The organism is Stenotrophomonas sp. ZAC14D2_NAIMI4_6, assembly GCF_003086875.1.
Classification (GTDB): Bacteria; Pseudomonadota; Gammaproteobacteria; order Xanthomonadales; family Xanthomonadaceae; genus Stenotrophomonas.
Window position 1 is genome coordinate 75,346 of record NZ_CP025996.1, and the last position, 15,392, is coordinate 90,737.

General features: G+C 69.4%; 13 protein-coding genes. 9 read left to right on the top strand and 4 right to left on the bottom strand.

All coding sequences use genetic code 11. From position 1 onward, the window contains the following. Nucleotides 1-67: 67 nt before the first annotated feature. A complete protein-coding gene (locus C1933_RS00295) occupies nucleotides 68-1,060 on the bottom strand; it encodes a patatin-like phospholipase family protein (protein WP_108754679.1) in 993 nt (330 codons plus the stop codon). 163 nt (nucleotides 1,061-1,223) lie between these two features. Then, nucleotides 1,224-2,270 carry a TIGR00266 family protein gene (locus C1933_RS00300; RefSeq protein ID WP_108751721.1) on the bottom strand — a complete coding sequence of 349 codons (1,047 nt, stop codon included), beginning with the start codon at nucleotides 2,268-2,270 and terminating at the stop codon, nucleotides 1,224-1,226. A 159-nt stretch (nucleotides 2,271-2,429) separates the two neighbouring features. Here C1933_RS00300 and C1933_RS00305 point away from each other — a divergent pair, with 159 nt between their 5' ends. Continuing rightward, complete coding sequence (locus C1933_RS00305; RefSeq protein WP_108751722.1) at nucleotides 2,430-4,697, top strand: TonB-dependent receptor; 2,268 nt, start codon at nucleotides 2,430-2,432, stop codon at nucleotides 4,695-4,697. A 124-nt stretch (nucleotides 4,698-4,821) separates the two neighbouring features. On the opposite strand, the gene C1933_RS00310 is transcribed toward C1933_RS00305, so the two are convergent. Further along, nucleotides 4,822-5,661: a phosphatase PAP2 family protein gene (locus C1933_RS00310; RefSeq protein ID WP_108751723.1), complete on the bottom strand. Its 840-nt coding sequence runs from the start codon at nucleotides 5,659-5,661 to the stop codon at nucleotides 4,822-4,824. A gap of 209 nt (nucleotides 5,662-5,870) precedes the next feature. On the opposite strand from C1933_RS00310, the gene C1933_RS00315 reads away from it, so the two are divergent. Next, nucleotides 5,871-6,749, top strand: a complete 879-nt coding sequence (locus C1933_RS00315) for a hypothetical protein (protein ID WP_108751724.1) — start codon at nucleotides 5,871-5,873, stop codon at nucleotides 6,747-6,749. Nucleotides 6,750-6,760: 11 nt separating this feature from the next. After that, nucleotides 6,761-7,963: a DUF4785 domain-containing protein gene (locus C1933_RS00320; RefSeq protein WP_108751725.1), complete on the top strand. Its 1,203-nt coding sequence runs from the start codon at nucleotides 6,761-6,763 to the stop codon at nucleotides 7,961-7,963. Nucleotides 7,964-8,183: 220 nt separating this feature from the next. On the opposite strand, the gene C1933_RS00325 is transcribed toward C1933_RS00320, so the two are convergent. Then, the gene (locus tag C1933_RS00325; RefSeq protein WP_325051514.1) at nucleotides 8,184-8,978 is read right to left on the bottom strand and encodes an ATP-binding cassette domain-containing protein; all 795 of its coding nucleotides are present in this window, start codon (nucleotides 8,976-8,978) and stop codon (nucleotides 8,184-8,186) included. A gap of 178 nt (nucleotides 8,979-9,156) precedes the next feature. Here C1933_RS00325 and C1933_RS00330 point away from each other — a divergent pair, with 178 nt between their 5' ends. From C1933_RS00330 to C1933_RS00355, 6 genes are all read left to right on the top strand, one after another. Further along, complete coding sequence (locus C1933_RS00330) at nucleotides 9,157-10,359, top strand: fatty acid desaturase (protein ID WP_108751726.1); 1,203 nt, start codon at nucleotides 9,157-9,159, stop codon at nucleotides 10,357-10,359. Further along, nucleotides 10,356-10,688 (top strand): EF-hand domain-containing protein, encoded by a 333-nt coding sequence (locus C1933_RS00335; protein ID WP_108751727.1) that lies wholly within the window; start codon nucleotides 10,356-10,358, stop codon nucleotides 10,686-10,688. The genes C1933_RS00330 and C1933_RS00335 overlap by 4 nt, the downstream gene beginning before the upstream one ends. 44 nt (nucleotides 10,689-10,732) lie before the next feature. Next, nucleotides 10,733-11,383 carry a hypothetical protein gene (locus C1933_RS00340; RefSeq protein ID WP_234414598.1) on the top strand — a complete coding sequence of 217 codons (651 nt, stop codon included), beginning with the start codon at nucleotides 10,733-10,735 and terminating at the stop codon, nucleotides 11,381-11,383. Nucleotides 11,384-11,449: 66 nt separating this feature from the next. Next, on the top strand, nucleotides 11,450-12,262 hold the full coding sequence (gene mutM, locus C1933_RS00345) for a bifunctional DNA-formamidopyrimidine glycosylase/DNA-(apurinic or apyrimidinic site) lyase (RefSeq protein ID WP_108747964.1): 813 nt from the start codon (nucleotides 11,450-11,452) through the stop codon (nucleotides 12,260-12,262). Between the two features lie 67 nt (nucleotides 12,263-12,329). Continuing rightward, complete coding sequence (locus tag C1933_RS00350) at nucleotides 12,330-12,896, top strand: ECF-type sigma factor (RefSeq protein WP_108747965.1); 567 nt, start codon at nucleotides 12,330-12,332, stop codon at nucleotides 12,894-12,896. 22 nt (nucleotides 12,897-12,918) lie between these two features. Continuing rightward, nucleotides 12,919-15,384 carry a serine/threonine-protein kinase gene (locus C1933_RS00355; protein ID WP_108751728.1) on the top strand — a complete coding sequence of 822 codons (2,466 nt, stop codon included), beginning with the start codon at nucleotides 12,919-12,921 and terminating at the stop codon, nucleotides 15,382-15,384. Nucleotides 15,385-15,392 lie beyond the last annotated feature (8 nt).

Consider the following 15,392-nt stretch of genomic DNA (forward strand, 5'->3'; position numbering starts at 1 on the left):
CCGGCCCCGGCGCATCTGCGTAGGCGGTGGGCGCGGCCTGCGGGCCACGCCTGCCGATAGTCTCAGCTCAGCACTTTTCCTTGCGGCCCATCAGCTTGCCCAGGCGCGACGGTTCTTCGCACTTGGGGGCCACGACCGGGGTCGGTGCCAGCGCCGCACCGCGTGCCTTCTGCATCTGCTGCAGCTTGGCGCGGATCTGCGGCATGGCCGCCATGGCCGCCTTCTCACCTTCCAGAATGGCGGTGCCGCGCTGGCTGAAATCGGCTGCGCCGATATCCAGCACCTTCGGCCGGATCACGATGTCGGCGCGGGCCAGTTCCTGCTCGCCCAGGCGCTGGCCCATGATCGCGATCGACTGGTTGACGATGCCCAGCATGCCGGTCGGCGCCTTGCCGCTGGCCTTGCTGGAAATATCCACGGCGATCACGAACTCGGCGCCCAGCTGGCGCGCGGCATCCACCGGCACCGGGCTGACCACGCCGCCGTCGATGTAGTTGCGGCCGCCGATCTTCACCGGCTCGAACACGCCTGGAATGCTGCTGGACGCGCGTACCGCCTGGCCGACATTGCCGCGCACGAAGATCGAACGCTCGCCGGTTTCCAGCTGGGTGGCGACGGCGGCGAAGGGCTTCTTCAGCTTCTCGGCGGGGCGGTTGGCCACCTGTTCGTTGACGTAGTCCTGCAGCTTCTGGCCCTGCACCAGGCCGCCGGAGAACAGGCGCACGTCGCGGATGCTGGCTTCGTCCAGCGCCACCGCCTTGCTCTGCATCTGGAAGGCGTCCATGCCGCTGGCATACAACGCACCGACCACGCTGCCGGCGCTGGTGCCGGACACCACCACCGGTTCGAAGCCGTTGGCTTCCAGCATCTTGATCACGCCGATATGGGCAAAGCCCTTGGCCGCGCCGCCGCCCAGGGCGATGCCGATCTTCACCGGCTTGGCCTGCGGCACCACGGTCGGCGGCGGGGGCGGGGTGGGCCGCACCTCTTCGCCACCGCAACCGGCCAGCAGGCCGAGCAGGGCGACGGAGAGCAGCACGCGGGGGCGGAACACGGTCATCGGCAGCGGCGCACGGGGCGCGGGTTCAGGAAAGGGCGCCAGCATACCGAAGCTGCAATTTACGTGGGTAGCGCCGGGCGATGCCCGGCCGATGGTTCAGCTGGCGGTGCCGTTGCCGTCGCCGCTGCGCTCGCCGGGCGTGGCCCGGCGCTACCGTGGAAGGTCAGAAGCGGTTGTCGCCGTCCAGCATGCGGCCCAGCCCACCCAGCACCGAGCCTTCGCCGCGGTTCTTGCCACCGCCCTGCGGCGCGGCCATCCACATGCGCCCGGCCAGGCGCGAGAACGGCAGCGACTGCAGCCAGACCTTGCCCGGCCCGGTGAGGGTGGCCAGGAACACGCCCTCGCCACCGAACAGCATGCTCTTGATGCCGCTGACCCGGCGCACGTCCATGTCCACCGTGGGGTGGTAGGCCACCACGCAGCCGGTATCCACGTCCAGGCGCTCGCCGGCGGCCAGCTCACGCTCGACCACGCAGCCGCCGGCATGGATGAACACCCAGCCGTCGCCTTCCAGCTTCTGCATGATGAAGCCCTCGCCGCCGAACAGGCCGGTCATGATCCGGCGCTGGAACTGCACGCCGATCTGTACCCCGCGGGCGCCGGCCAAAAAGCTGTCCTTCTGGCAGATCAGGCGGCCGCCATGCTGGTCCAGCTTCATCGGCAGCACGGTGCCGGGGTAGGGCGCGGCGAAGGCCACGGTGCCGCGGCCGTTGCCGGTCTGGGTATAGACCGTGGCAAACAGGCTTTCGCCGGTGACCACCCGGCGGCCGGCGGCCATCACCTTGCCCATGAAGCCGCTGCTGGCCTGCGAACCGTCGCCGAACACGGTGTCCATCTGCACCGAGGCGTCCTTGAACATCAGCGCGCCGGCTTCGGCAATCGCGCTCTCGCCGGGGTCCAGGCCGATTTCCACGAACTGCATCTCATGGCCCACGATGCGGAAATCGATCGGGTCGCCGTGGCCGCCGCTGTTGCTGACCGGCGATTCCACGCTGCGATGCGCCGCGGCCGGCGGTGGTGCGCCCGGTGGCGACGTAGGCGCGGTCGGCTGGCGCAGTGCGGCAACGTCGGACACCGGTGTCCACCCGGACATGCCCTGGCACCAGGCCAGCGCGTGTGGATACGCCTGCGCATGGGCGCGCGCGGCCTCGTCATCAAGCGGGCCGACACGCTCGGCCTGGCCGGCGGCATGGAAGTACCACTGGGTCATTGCTGCAGCTCCGTTGCGGGAACAAACCACGAGTCTAGCCGCAGCACACGGGGGCGAATGGCAGGGCCATGAACGATCGGCATTTGCGGCGCGGGTGCTGTATTGCAACAATTATCTGGTAGCGCCGTTTTACCACCCCTCCAAACACAGCCTACCGCCATGTCTCCGACCCGCACTTCCCGTGGCCGCCATCCGGTCGCGCGCCCCCTCGTTGCCGCTCTTTCCGCTCTGTTGCCGCTGGTAGCAGCCGCCCAGGAAACCCCTGCCGCCAAGGACCCGGTTGCCCTCGACGCCCTGCAGGTGACCGCGCAGCGGCGCGTGGAAAATGCCAAGGACGTGCCGGTGGCGATCACCGCCATCCAGGGCGAAAAGCTGGATGTGCTCGGCTCGGCCGGCGATGACATCCGCTTCCTGTCCGCACGCGTGCCCAGCCTGAACATCGAGTCGTCCTACGGCCGTGCCTTCCCGCGCTTCTACATCCGCGGCCTGGGCAACACCGATTTCGACCTCAATGCCTCGCAGCCGGTGTCGCTGGTGTACGACGACGTGGTGCAGGAAAGCCCGCTGTTGAAGGGCTTCCCGCTGTTCGACCTGGCCGGCGTGGAAGTGCTGCGCGGCCCGCAGGGCACCCTGTTCGGCCGCAACACCCCGGCCGGCGTAGTGAAGTTCGATTCGGCACGCCCCTCGCAGGACGCCGACGGCTACGTGAAGGTGTCCTACGGCAGCTATGACACCTGGAACGTGCAGGGCGCCTACGGCGGCCCGCTGACCAGCCGCTGGTCGGCCCGCGTGTCCGCGCTGTACCAGCGCCGCGACAACTACGTCGACAACACCATCGCCAATGCGCCCAGCTCGGGCTTCGAAGGCTATGACGAAGCCGCTGGCCGCGTGCAGTTCCTGTACGAAGGCGACGACGTGGAAGCGCTGTTCAACCTGCACAAGCGCAAGCTCAACGGCACCGCGCGCCTGTTCCGCGCCAACATCATCCAGCCGGGCAGCAACGCACTGGTCGAGAACTTCGACCGCGACAAGGTGTCCACCGACGGCCTGAACTTCTCCAACCTGGAAACCTGGGGCGGCAGCGCGCGCATCAAGTGGGACCTGGGCCGGGTCACCCTGCATTCGATCACCGGCTATGAAACCGCCGAATCGCTGAACCACGGCGACGTGGACGGCGGCTACGGCGCCTCGTTCCTCGGTGCGGGCAACTACGGCCCGGGCTTCATTCCGTTCCCGTCCGAGTCGGCCGACGGCCTGCCGCACCACCGCCAGTGGACGCAGGAATTCCGCGTCGAATCCAACGAGTGGCGCCGCTTCGACTGGCAGGCCGGCGTGTTCTACTTCGATGAAGACGTCACCATCGACAGCTTCAACTACGACTCGCTGACCCCGGGCAACCCGCAGACCGGCCACGCCGTGCAGAGCCAGCGCAACAAGGCCTGGGCCGCGTTCGCCTCGGGCGACCTGGACGTGACCGACCGCTTCAAGCTGCGTGCCGGCGTGCGCTACACCCAGGACAAGAAGGACTTCACCGCCAGCGTGCTGCAGGCCGTGTCTGGTGGTACGCCGGTGAGCGGCCCGTACCTGGCCAACAGTGACGTGGACGATGTCAGCTGGGACCTGAGCGGCGTCTACCAGATCACCGACAACATCAACGCCTATGCGCGCGTGGCCAAGGGCTTCCGCGCACCGTCCATCCAGGGCCGCCTGGCGTTCGGCGGCGTCACCCAGGCCGATTCGGAAAAGGTGATCTCGTATGAGGCCGGCATCAAGGCCGACCTGTTCGACCGCCGCGCACGCCTGGGCTTCAACGTGTTCCGCTACAACGTGGACGGCCAGCAGCTGATCGCGGTGGGTGGCAGCAACAACACCGCCACCCTGCTCAACGCCGACAAGACCATCGGCCAGGGCTTCGAGCTGGACCTCGAGGCCTACCTGACCGACCACGTGCTGATGACCCTGGGCAGCAGCTACAACGACACCGAGATCAAAGACCGCGATCTGGCGGTGGCGATCTGCGGCGGTGGCTGCACCATCACCGACCCGACCACCGTCATCAACGGCGGCACCTACGCGCTGGTGAACGGCAACCCGCTGCCGCAGGCGCCGAAGTGGATCCACAACCTGACCCTGCGTGCCGGCTTCCCGGTGAACGACGCCAGCGAGATCTACGTCTACACCGACTGGGCGTACAAGAGCCCGGTGAACTTCTTCCTGTACGAGTCGCCGGAGTTCCGCAGCCGCAGCTCGCTGGAAGGTGGCCTGCGCGTGGGCTACAACTGGGATTACGGCCAGTACGACGTGGCCGTGTTCGGCCGCAACCTGACCAACCAGACCCGCGTGGTCGGTGCGATCGACTTCAACAACCTCACCGGCTTCCTCAACGAGCCGCGCACGTTCGGCGTGGAATTCACCGCGAAGTTCTGAGGCGGTTGACCGCGTGATGCCATGAAGAAGGGCCGGCGAAATGCCGGCCCTTCTGCTTTCTGTAGAGTCGAGCCATGCTCGACTGCCGTGAGCCGAGCATGGCTCGGCTCTACGGAGACGTGCCTTACAGCGCGCTTTGCGGGCGCACCTTCAACACCGCTTCTTCTGCCGCACAGTCGCGGGCCGAGTGCTGCCCCGCCTTGCGTGCCGCGGCAATTTCCCTGCGTGCCGCCAGCAGGTCCTGCTGGAACGCCGCATTGTCGTGCAGGCGCGCAACGGCGGCGGCACCCATGAAGCGGCCTTCCAGGATGTCGCTCTGCCAATGCACGTTGCACACCAGGCGGCTTTCGCCGTAGTTGCGGCCGCGGGCCTGGATGGCGTCGGCGCGGTCCGGGGCGATCTCGGAAAGAATCAGCGCCCAGGCCCAGCCGATCGAGGTGTGGCCGGAGGGGTATGAACCGTTCTTGCGCAGCCCGGCTTCATCGTCGGGCGTGCAGGTGGGTTCGCCATTGACCATGAACGGGCGCGGGCGCTGGTAGTGGTTCTTGGCCGCCTTGGTGGCCGCACTGGCATCGATCCGGCTGCGCTCCAGCAGGCGATACAGCGCAGGCGTCTTCACTGCATCCACGTCCACGTCGATCGCGCACGAGAACTGGTTGGCGCCTTCCGGGAAGCCCAGTTCGGCGTCACGCGTGGCCTGGGCGAAGCGCGGCGTGCCGCGCAGGGCGCGGGCTTCACGGCTGACCTGTTCGTCCAGCGCGAAGCCAGCCGAACCGGCCGCAGGCGGGGCAGGCACCAGCAGCAGGCTGGCCGGCACTGCGGTTGCGTCCAGGTAGCCCACTGCCCGGGTGGTCACGTTGGCCTCCACCGCGGTGGGCTTGCTGGCGGTGGCGGCGCAGCTGGCCAGGGTCATGGCGATGGCAAGACCCAGCAAGGGGCGGGCAGGGCGGGCGATCAGGGACATGGGCAGACTCGGGGCTGTGAACACAGGCGCCATGATCGCAGCCGCCGCCGGGTGCCGCAGCGCCCATCGGTCATACGGCCAGACCCGGCACGGTCGGCTTGTCGCCAATGTCCTGATTCCGGTCACAGCGCACGGACTTTCACACGCCTTCAGCACCAGCATCTGCCCACAGCCGGGCCGGGGGGATCTGCTGACAAGGGAGAGATGCGATGCGCAGCACCGCAACAGGAAGTACCGTCCTGGCCCTGCTGGTGGGCCTGGCCGCCGCACCGGCACTGGCCGCCGACGTCTACGGAGTGGCCTTCGTGCATGGCACCGGCGCACAGACCAACGCCACCCAGGATTACTGGCAGCCGGCGATCATCGACACCGTGCGCCAGGGGCTGCCGAACAGCAGCAACTACGTGGTCATCAACTGCGATTTCACCCAGTACATGTGGAAGCCTGAAGCGGCCGGCTGCCTGGCCAGCCAGCTCACCGGCTTCATCGACAGCCGCGGCATCACCCAGCTGGTGGTCATCACCCATTCCAACGGCGGCAACGTGATGCGCTGGATCCTGTCCAACCCCACCTACGACAGCCGCTACCCGAAGATCATCAGCCGTACCCGCAAGGTCACCGCGCTGGCCCCGTCGTCAGCCGGCACGCCGCTGGCCGATGCGGTGCTCAACGGCAATACGTTCGAAACATCGCTGGGCTGGCTGCTGGGCTACAAGAACGATGCCGTGCGCATGCAGCAGGTCGGCCACATGGCCACCTACAACGCGCAGAACCTGTATGGCACCGCCGGCCGGCCGGCGCTGCCCAAGCCGTTTCGCGCGGTGGTCGGCAGCGATGTCGAATCGGCGGTCTGGGACAGCAACAGCTACTGCGGCGGCTACGCGGCCAATGTCGGCCTGGAATTCACCCAGAACTGGTTGTCGTCCTGTTCCGATGGTTTCCTGGAATGCAGCAGCCAGAAGGCGGCCGGCAGCCTGCTGTTCACCGACAAGGCGCGCACCCAGGGGGCCGAGCCGTTGAGCCACAACCAGAGCCGGCGCGAATGCTTCGGCCTGGGCACCATCCTGCGCAACGACCTGACCCAGTGAGGGAGACGACCATGAAGATCCATTCCACCTTCCTGGCCGCTGCCGTGCTGACCGCACTTGCCGCCGGGCCCGCCCTGGCCGCACAACCGCTGCGTGCCGCCCTGGGCACCGACCAGGTGCCCGCCGCGCTGGTGGCCGCGCCCCTGCCCGCCGAAGACAGCGAGCGCGTGCCGCTGGCCTTCGCCTGGGCGCTGGACCCGGCGCAGCCGTTGCAGGCACCGGGCGCGTATGCCGCCGTCAGCCGCAGCTATTGGCAACAAGTCGACGCGGCCGAGCTGCAGCGCGGCCTGGACCTGCCCCTGACCGCCCCGGACGCGGTGATCCAGGTCAGTCCCGGTGCCGGCGCACGCGCGCTGCCCGCCGACGTACTGCAGGTGCGTGATGCCGCTGGCCGTACCAGCGTGGCCCGCAGTGTCGATGCGCGCCAGCTGCAGGACGCCGGCATGGCGGTGAGCGATGGCAGCAGCATGCTGCGCACCGGTGCCAGCAGCGCGGTGGGCGCCTACCGCCTGCAGAGCGCGCAGGCGCAGGGGCGCTACGTGGTGCAGGTGCTCGAACCCAACAGCCCCGTGCGGTTGGAAGTGCAGGCCAGCCAGGCACAGGTGCTGGCCGGTGGCAGCGTGCAGCTGCAGGCGCGCCTGCTGGAAGACGGTGCCAACGCCAACCAGCTGGCGGCACGGCGCGGCAGCCTGGGCGGCGAGGCATTGCTGGTGGCGCCCGATGGCCGCAGCTGGCCGCAGCGGCTGCTGCGTACCACCGACGGCAGCCTGCGTGCGCAGGTGCGCATTCCGGCCCAGGCCAGCACCGTGCAGGGGCTGTGGGAACTGCAGGTGTTCGCCCAGGCAGACGGCGTACTGCGCGATGGCAAGGTGGCCTTTGCCGTGGCCCAGCCCACCGCGCGGTTCAGCGGCCAGGCCAGCCCGGATACCGCCAGCCGCCGGGTCAGCCTGCCGCTGCAGGTGGCTGCGCCAGGCCGCTATGAAGCGCGTGGCACGCTGTACGCCACCGGCGCCGACGGCCAGTTGAAGCCGGTGGCGCAGGCGCATGCCGCAGCGTGGTTCGACGGCGCGGGGCAGGGCGCACTGGTGCTGCCGTTCGACCAGGCACCGCTGCCTGCCGGCTTTGGTGCGCCGTATGAACTTCGTGAGCTGCAGCTGCAGGACCAGAGCCGGATGGCACCGATCGAATCGCGCGCGCAGGCGCTGCGGTTCTGAGCAACAGCAGCGGGCCGGTGAACCCGGCCCGCTGCAACCGCGTAAGGGCGAGGCAACATCGCGATGGGGCGGGACCATGGCGGGGTAGAGTCGACTGTCAGTCGACTACCGCGCGCCGCGCGGGACTTTCGGGGGCCGTACGAAGAGCAGTCGACTGACAGTCGACTCTACCGTCGTCCGCCAACCGTCGTCCGCCGTCCGTGCGCTTCGACCCGGTGGTTCACCCCGCGTACGCGCTCAACCGGCCTTCGTGTTCCACCACGTGGATCGCACCGCCGAACACCGCCGACAGCGGCTCATCACGCAGCAGTGCATCGCGCGGGCCGTCGGCCAGCACGCGGCCGTCGCGCAGCAGCACCACCCGCTCGATCTCGGGAATCACTTCTTCGATGTGGTGGGTCACCAGCACCAGGGTGATGCCCTGCTGGGCCAGGGTGCGCATGGTGGCGATCAACTGCTGCCGCGCCACCAGGTCCAGCCCGGTGGACGGTTCATCCAGCAGCAGCGCCTGCGGCCGGTTCACCAGTGCGCGGGCAATCAGCACGCGGCGGGTCTCGCCGGCCGACAGCTCGGCATACGCGCGTTCGCGCAGGCCCAGCGCACCGGTCATGGCCAGGGTCTGGCCGACCCGCTCGCGCATGTCGGCGGTCACTTCGCGGAACGCCGGCACCACATAGCTGGCGAAGAAGCCCGACAGCACGGCCTGCTCCACGGTCAGCCCGGGCATGTCGGACAGGTTGCTGCTCAGATCGCCGGTGACGATGCCCAGCTGCGAGCGCAACCGGTCCACCTGCCAGCGGTTCTGCCCCAGCACTTTCACCGCCACCCGGCCGTCGGCCTGGGCCAGCGGGTACAGCTCGCGGGTAATCAGCTTGATGAAGGTGGATTTGCCACAGCCATTGGGGCCCAGCAGCGCGGTGTGCTGGCCCTGGGCGATGCGCAGGCTGAGCGCGTGCAGCACCTTCACCTGGCCACGCATCACGCTGGCGTGGTCCAGTTCGATCAGGGGCGGCAGGACATCGCCGGCGCCGGCCGGCGACGGGGCGTGGGTGCGTGGTTCAGGACTCGACAACGGGTTCCCCAACGTGTGAACGGTGCCACGGAATGACGGTGCCGATCACCGTCGCAGGGTGCAGTTTGCAACGCAAGCGCCCATCATGTCTGCCATCCCCGCGTCGATCTGGAGAGCCGCCATGCCCGATGCCCTGATCTCCCTGCTGGCCCACGGCCTGCTTGGCCCGACGTGGTGGGAGCTGCTGCTGGTGCTGCTGGTCTTCACCCAGCTGACCATCTTCTCGGTCACCCTGTATCTGCACCGCAGCCAGGCCCACCGCGGCGTGGATTTCCACCCGGTGCTGGCCCACCTGTTCCGTTTCTGGCTGTGGCTGACCACCTCGATGATCACCCGCGAATGGGTGGCCATCCACCGCAAGCACCACGCCAAGGTGGAAACCGAAGACGACCCGCACAGCCCGGTCACCCGTGGCATCGGCCAGGTGTTCTGGCACGGCGTGGAACTGTACCGGCAGGCCCGCGGCCAGCGCGCGGACATCGAACAGTACGGCCGCGGCACTCCGGACGACGCCATCGAGCGCCACCTGTATACGCCGCGCGCCACCCTGGGCCCGGTGCTGCTGCTGGCCATCAACGCGGCCTTGTTCGGCCTGCCGGGCGTGGCGCTGTGGGCCATCCAGATGGCCTGGATTCCGTTCTGGGCGGCCGGCGTGGTCAACGGCCTGGGCCACTGGTGGGGCTACCGCAACTATGAATCGGCCGATACCTCCACCAACCTGACGCCTTGGGCGTTCTGGATCGGCGGTGAAGAACTGCACAACAACCACCATGCCTTCCCCAGTTCGGCGCGCTTTGCGATGCGGCGCTGGGAATTCGATATCGGCTGGAGCGCGATCCGCCTGCTGCAGACGTTGCGCCTGGCCACGGTGCTGCGCGTGGCGCCGGCCATGGATGTGCGCCCGAACATCGCCGTACCCGATGCGGACACCCTGAAGGCATTGCTGTCGCACCGTTTCCAGGCCATGACCGACTACCAGCGCAACGTCTTCGTGCCGGCACTGCGCGAGGAGGCCGCCCACGCCGGGGCGAAGCTGCGCCGTCTGCTGCCGCGCCGGCTGCGCCGCGGTCTGGTGAACGACGGCCGCTGGCTGCATCCGGACAGCCGCGCGCAGTTGCGCGCCTGGGTCGCGCAGCGTCCGCGCATCGGGGTGCTGGTCGAGTTCCGCGCGCGCCTGGCCAGGCTGCTGGAAGCCCGCGGCCACGATGCGGCCGAGCGCCTGCGCCAGCTGCAGGCCTGGTGCCGCGAAGCCGAAGAGAGTGGCATTGCCACGCTGCAGGCCTATGCCGCGCGCCTGAAGGGCTACACCCTGGTGGGCCCATGAGGCGAATCGCAGGAGCATTGTTGGCCGTGCTGGCGCCGCTGTGCGCGCAGGCCCAGGTGAGCGACACCGCCACCTACCTGCAGCGCATGGACAGCGATGGCGACGGCCGCGTGAGCGAAGCGGAGTACGTGCAATGGATGCTGTACGCCTTCGACCGCATGGACCGCAACGGCGATGGCGTACTGACGGCCGACGAGCTGCCGGGCGGCAAGGGCCGGCCGATCACCCGCGAGCAGCAGCGGCAGACCCTTATCCAGCGCTTCCACAAACAGGATGCCAACCGCGATGGCTATCTGGACGCGCGTGAACTGTCCGCTCCGCCGCGCTGATCGGCGATCATGACGGCCGCACCGCTGCAAGGGAAAACCTCACCATGGATGACCGCATCGACGATGAACTGATGCAGGAGTGGACGGCATTCTGTGCCGGACACAGCGAGCAGGAGGACTGGTATTTCTCCGGCCTGCTGCAGGGCGTGACCGGGCCGGACACGCTGGACGCGGTGTTCGCCACCTTTCCGCATGCCGATGAACTGCGTGCGCGCGCGCTGGACGTGCTCGGTGCCGGTCACTGGGGCGACCACCTGTACCTGCAGCCGGCCCACGTGGGCGATACGCAGGCGCTGGCCCGCGCCGCGCGCGCCTGGCTGGATGAGCTGGCCCGGGTGGCCGGTGCTGCCGGCGAGCCCGCGCTGCAGGCCACGCTGCGCGCTGTGCCGGTGGTCGAAGCCCCCGCCGAGCGTCTGCAGTCGGCCTGGAGCGGCTCGGGCCCAGCGGCTTACCTGCACGATGTCATCTGCGATGAAGTGCGGCGGGCGCGCACGCTCGACACCCCGCAGATGAACGCACTGGACGAGGCGCTGTACCACCTTGCCTCCGATCTCTACCTGGGCTGGTACATCGCCCAGCCACTGGCCCCGGCCGCGGTCGATTTCGGGCCCTATCTGGCGTTCTGGCGGCTGGGTGGGCGGGGTGCATTGGTGGAAGGTGCCTTCCTGGTCGAAGCGCCCGCCGCGGACGCGTAGGGCGCCTTGTCCGGTAGCGCCGGGCCATGCCCTACGGCTTCGCATGGCCCGGCGTAGAATCAGCCCATGCCTGAACTGCCCGAAGTCGAAACCACCCGCCGTGGCCTGGCGCCGCATCTTGAAGGGCGCCGCGTACACGGGGTGATCCTGCGCCGCGCCGACCTGCGCTGGCCCATCCCACCGGACGTGGCCGAGCAGTTGCCGGGGCAGCGCATCGACAGCGTACGCCGCCGCGCCAAGTACCTGTTGCTGGATACCGCCGTGGGCAGCGCCGTGCTGCACCTGGGCATGTCCGGCAGCCTGCGCGTGCTGCCCGGCGACACGCCGCTGCGCACGCACGACCACGTCGATATCAGCCTGGACAATGGCCGCCTGCTGCGCTTCAACGACCCGCGCCGCTTCGGCAGCCTGCTGTGGCAGCCGGCCGGTGAAGTGCATCCGCTGCTGCAGGGCCTGGGCCCGGAGCCCCTGGACGAGATCTTCGACGGCGACTACCTGTTCGAGCGCAGCCGCGGCCGCAGCGCGCCGGTGAAGACCTTCCTGATGGACCAGGCGGTGGTGGTGGGGGTGGGCAACATCTACGCCGCCGAAAGCCTGTTCAAGGCCGGCATCAGCCCATTGCGCGAGGCCGGCAAGGTCTCCCGCGCGCGCTACCAGCGGCTGGCGCGCGAAGTGAAGGACACGCTGGGCTATGCGATCACCCGCGGCGGCACCACCCTGCGCGATTTCATCAGCCCCGACGGCGCTCCCGGTTACTTCGAGCAGGAACTGCTGGTGTACGGCCGCGATGGCCTGCCGTGCCCGCAGTGCGGGCGCCCGCTGAAGCACGCCATGATCGGCCAGCGCGCCAGCGTCTGGTGCAGCCGCTGCCAGCGCTGAACGTCTTCATGCGCTGCACACCGGCAGCGCTATAGTCCAGCCAACATCCGGCGGGGGAACGTTGGCGATGGATGAGGGACCGGACATCACCGTATGGCTGGACGCTGCGCGTGGCGGTGATCGCACCGCGCTGGACCGCGTGCTGACCACGCTCTACCAGGAACTGCACACCATGGCCCGGCGCCAGTTGGCCGGCCAGCAGGGGCGCACCCTGGATGCCACGTCGCTGGTGCACGAGTCGTACCTGAAACTGCTGGGCAGCCGCGGCGCCGCCCGCTTCGAAGATCGCGCGCACTTTTTCGCCTACGCGGCCTCGGCCATGCGCAGCGTGGTGGTGGACTACGCGCGCAACCGCCTGGCCCGCAAGCGCGGTGGCGACCTGAAACGGGTGGCCGAGATTCCCGAGAACAGCAGCAGTGGCGTGCGCCTGGACGAAGACCTGCTGGCCCTGGACGTGGCCCTGGAACGCCTGCAGGCGGTGGATGCGCACCTGGGCCGGGTGGTGGAACTGCGTTACTTCGCCGGCCTGTCCGAACAGGAGATTGCCGAACTGAGCCAGCGTTCCGAACGCAGCATCCGCCGCGACTGGCAGAAGGCGCGCCTGTTCCTGCTGGCCGCCATGCGCGAAGACTGAGCACCGCGACGCGGCCCGGCCGATGGACAGCGCACGCTGGCAGGAACTTTCATCCTGGCTGGACCAGTTGCTGGAACTGGACCCGGAGGCGCGGCAGCGGCGCCTGCAGCGCCTGACCGAACATGACCCGGCGCTGGGCCATGAACTGCAGCGGCTGCTGCAGCAGGAACCGGACAGCCAGGATTTCATGGCCCAGCCGCTGTGGACCGCGCCGCCACCGGGCCGCGCCGGCAGCGAGGTGGGGCCGTACCGGCTGTTGCGCCCGCTGGGCGAAGGCGGCATGGGCGAGGTCTGGCTGGCCGAGCGCTGCGATGGCCTGTACCAGCGCCAGGTGGCGCTGAAGCTGCTGCGCAGCGGCGTGGCCGATCCCGGCCTGCGCCAGCGCTTCGGCCGCGAGCGGCAGATCCTGGCCCGGTTGCAGCACCCGCACCTGGCGCAGCTGCTGGATGCCGGCGTGGATCTGCACGGACAGCCCTACCTGGCGCTGGACTACGTGGAAGGCGAGCCGATCAGCGATTACTGCCGCAGGGTGCAGCCGCCGCTGGAAGCCCGCCTGCAGTTGATGCTGCAGGTCTGCGCGGTGGTCAGCCATGCCCACGCCAACCTGGTGGTGCACCGTGACCTGAAACCGTCCAACATCCTGGTGCGCGACGATGGCACGGTGAAGCTGCTGGATTTCGGCATCGCCAAGCTGCTGGACCACGACGACACCAGCAGCCCGCACCCGGCCACCGAGATCCGTGCGTTCACCCTGCACTACGCGGCCCCGGAGCAGGTGCGCGGTGAACTGGTCACTACGCTCACCGACGTCTATTCGCTGGGCGTGGTGCTGTTCGAAGTGGTGACCGGGCACAAGCCCTACCGGCTGCGCCGGCACAGTGATGCCGAATGGGAACGTTCGATCCTGGACGTGCAGGCGCCACGCGCCTCGGTACTGCTGCAGCGGCTGGCCGACCAGCCCGGCGCGCCGCGTCGCGCGCTGCAGCGGCAGGCCCGGCGCCTGCGCGGCGATCTGGATGTCGTGCTGGAAAAGGCCCTGCAGAAAGACCCCGACCAGCGCTATGCCTCGGCCGAGGCGATGGCCGGTGACCTGCGGCGCTTCCTGCAGGGGCAGCCCATCCAGGCCCGTCCGCCCGGCGTGGGCTACCGCGTGCGCAAGTACGTGGGCCGGCACCGGTGGGGCGTGGCGCTGGCGTCGGTGGCCGTGCTGGGCTTGCTGGGCACCACGTCCATGGCGTTGTGGCAGGCGCGGCAGGCGCGGCTGGAAATGGCCCGCGCGCAGGCCATGCAGGATTTCACCGTGGGTCTGTTCGACAAGGCGGCCAGCCAGCGCCACGGGCATTTCGACGTGCCGCAGCTGCTGGCTGCCGGGCAGCAGCGTGGCGAAGCCGAGCTGGCCGACCAGCCGCTGGCACTGGCCGAGCTGGAGGGCGTGATCGGGCGGCTGCGGATCGGCCTGGGCGACTACCAGTTGGCCCTGCAGACGCTGGACCGGCAGCGCCAACTGCTGCAGCGGGTGGACGATGTGCCGCCCGCGCTGCAGCTGGAGGCGGTGACCCAGCGCGGGCGTGCGCTGCGCATGCTGGGCCGCGACCGCGAATGCCTGGCCCATCTGCAGCCGCTGCAGTCCCAGGCCGCCACCGAAGCCAGCGCCCTGCCGGCGTCGGTGGCCGAATTCCACAGCCAACTGGGCCGCTGCCAGGCCGAACTGGGCGATGCCGAGGCGGCACGGCGATCCTTCACCCAGGCCCTGGCACTGCGTCACCAGGGCATCGGCGAGCGCTTCGGGCGTGCCGAATCGCTGGCCGACCTGGCCGGTCTGGACGCCGCCGCGGGGGACCTGCCAGCGGCGCTGGCCGGCTACCGCCAGGCCTTGGCGCTGCTGCAGCAGCCCAGCGATGCCAGCAGCCCGCAGGTGATCGCCCTGCACCGCCAGCTGGGGGATGTGCTGGCGCGGCAGGGACAGACGGCTGCCGCTGCCACCGAGCTTGAACTTGCCTGGACAGCCGCCCAGGAGGCCTGGGGCCCGCGCCACCCGGAGGCGCTGGTGGTGCGCCGGGCGCGCGCGCTGCTGGCGCTGCAGCGGGGCGAACTGGCGCTGGCCGGCGAGGAGCTGCGGACCGCGCAGGCGCAGCTGCTGACCGCGCTGGGGCCGAGCCATCGCGAGATCGGCCACGGTGAATTCGCCCTGGGCCAGTGGGCCAGCGCCAGTGGCGATGCGGCTACCGCGGCGGGCCACTACGCGCGCGCGGCCACGCTGTGGCGACAGCCCGACCACACCGCGTTGCTGCCACAGGCGCTGCTGGCGCAGGGGCAGGCGCTGCAGCAGGCCGGTCACCCCGCACAGGCGCGCGAGGTGCTGGCCGAAGCGCGGCAGCTGCTGCTGGCCCAGCGCGGCCCGCAGGCGCCGGGCCTGCGCGGGCTGGAGGCTCGCATCGCCGCGCTGGCGCAGACTGAACCGCAGCCGGCCACCTCCGCTGCCCGTTAACGTTTGTC

Coding starts and splice junctions, on each gene's coding strand:
- C1933_RS00295 (WP_108754679.1), bottom strand. CDS start 1,060: ATGACCGTGTTCCGCCCCCGCGTGCTGCTCTCCGTCGCCCTGCTCGGC.
- C1933_RS00300 (WP_108751721.1), bottom strand. CDS start 2,270: ATGACCCAGTGGTACTTCCATGCCGCCGGCCAGGCCGAGCGTGTCGGC.
- C1933_RS00305 (WP_108751722.1), top strand. CDS start 2,430: ATGTCTCCGACCCGCACTTCCCGTGGCCGCCATCCGGTCGCGCGCCCC.
- C1933_RS00310 (WP_108751723.1), bottom strand. CDS start 5,661: ATGTCCCTGATCGCCCGCCCTGCCCGCCCCTTGCTGGGTCTTGCCATC.
- C1933_RS00315 (WP_108751724.1), top strand. CDS start 5,871: ATGCGCAGCACCGCAACAGGAAGTACCGTCCTGGCCCTGCTGGTGGGC.
- C1933_RS00320 (WP_108751725.1), top strand. CDS start 6,761: ATGAAGATCCATTCCACCTTCCTGGCCGCTGCCGTGCTGACCGCACTT.
- C1933_RS00330 (WP_108751726.1), top strand. CDS start 9,157: ATGCCCGATGCCCTGATCTCCCTGCTGGCCCACGGCCTGCTTGGCCCG.
- C1933_RS00335 (WP_108751727.1), top strand. CDS start 10,356: ATGAGGCGAATCGCAGGAGCATTGTTGGCCGTGCTGGCGCCGCTGTGC.
- C1933_RS00340 (WP_234414598.1), top strand. CDS start 10,733: ATGGATGACCGCATCGACGATGAACTGATGCAGGAGTGGACGGCATTC.
- mutM (WP_108747964.1), top strand. CDS start 11,450: ATGCCTGAACTGCCCGAAGTCGAAACCACCCGCCGTGGCCTGGCGCCG.
- C1933_RS00350 (WP_108747965.1), top strand. CDS start 12,330: ATGGATGAGGGACCGGACATCACCGTATGGCTGGACGCTGCGCGTGGC.
- C1933_RS00355 (WP_108751728.1), top strand. CDS start 12,919: ATGGACAGCGCACGCTGGCAGGAACTTTCATCCTGGCTGGACCAGTTG.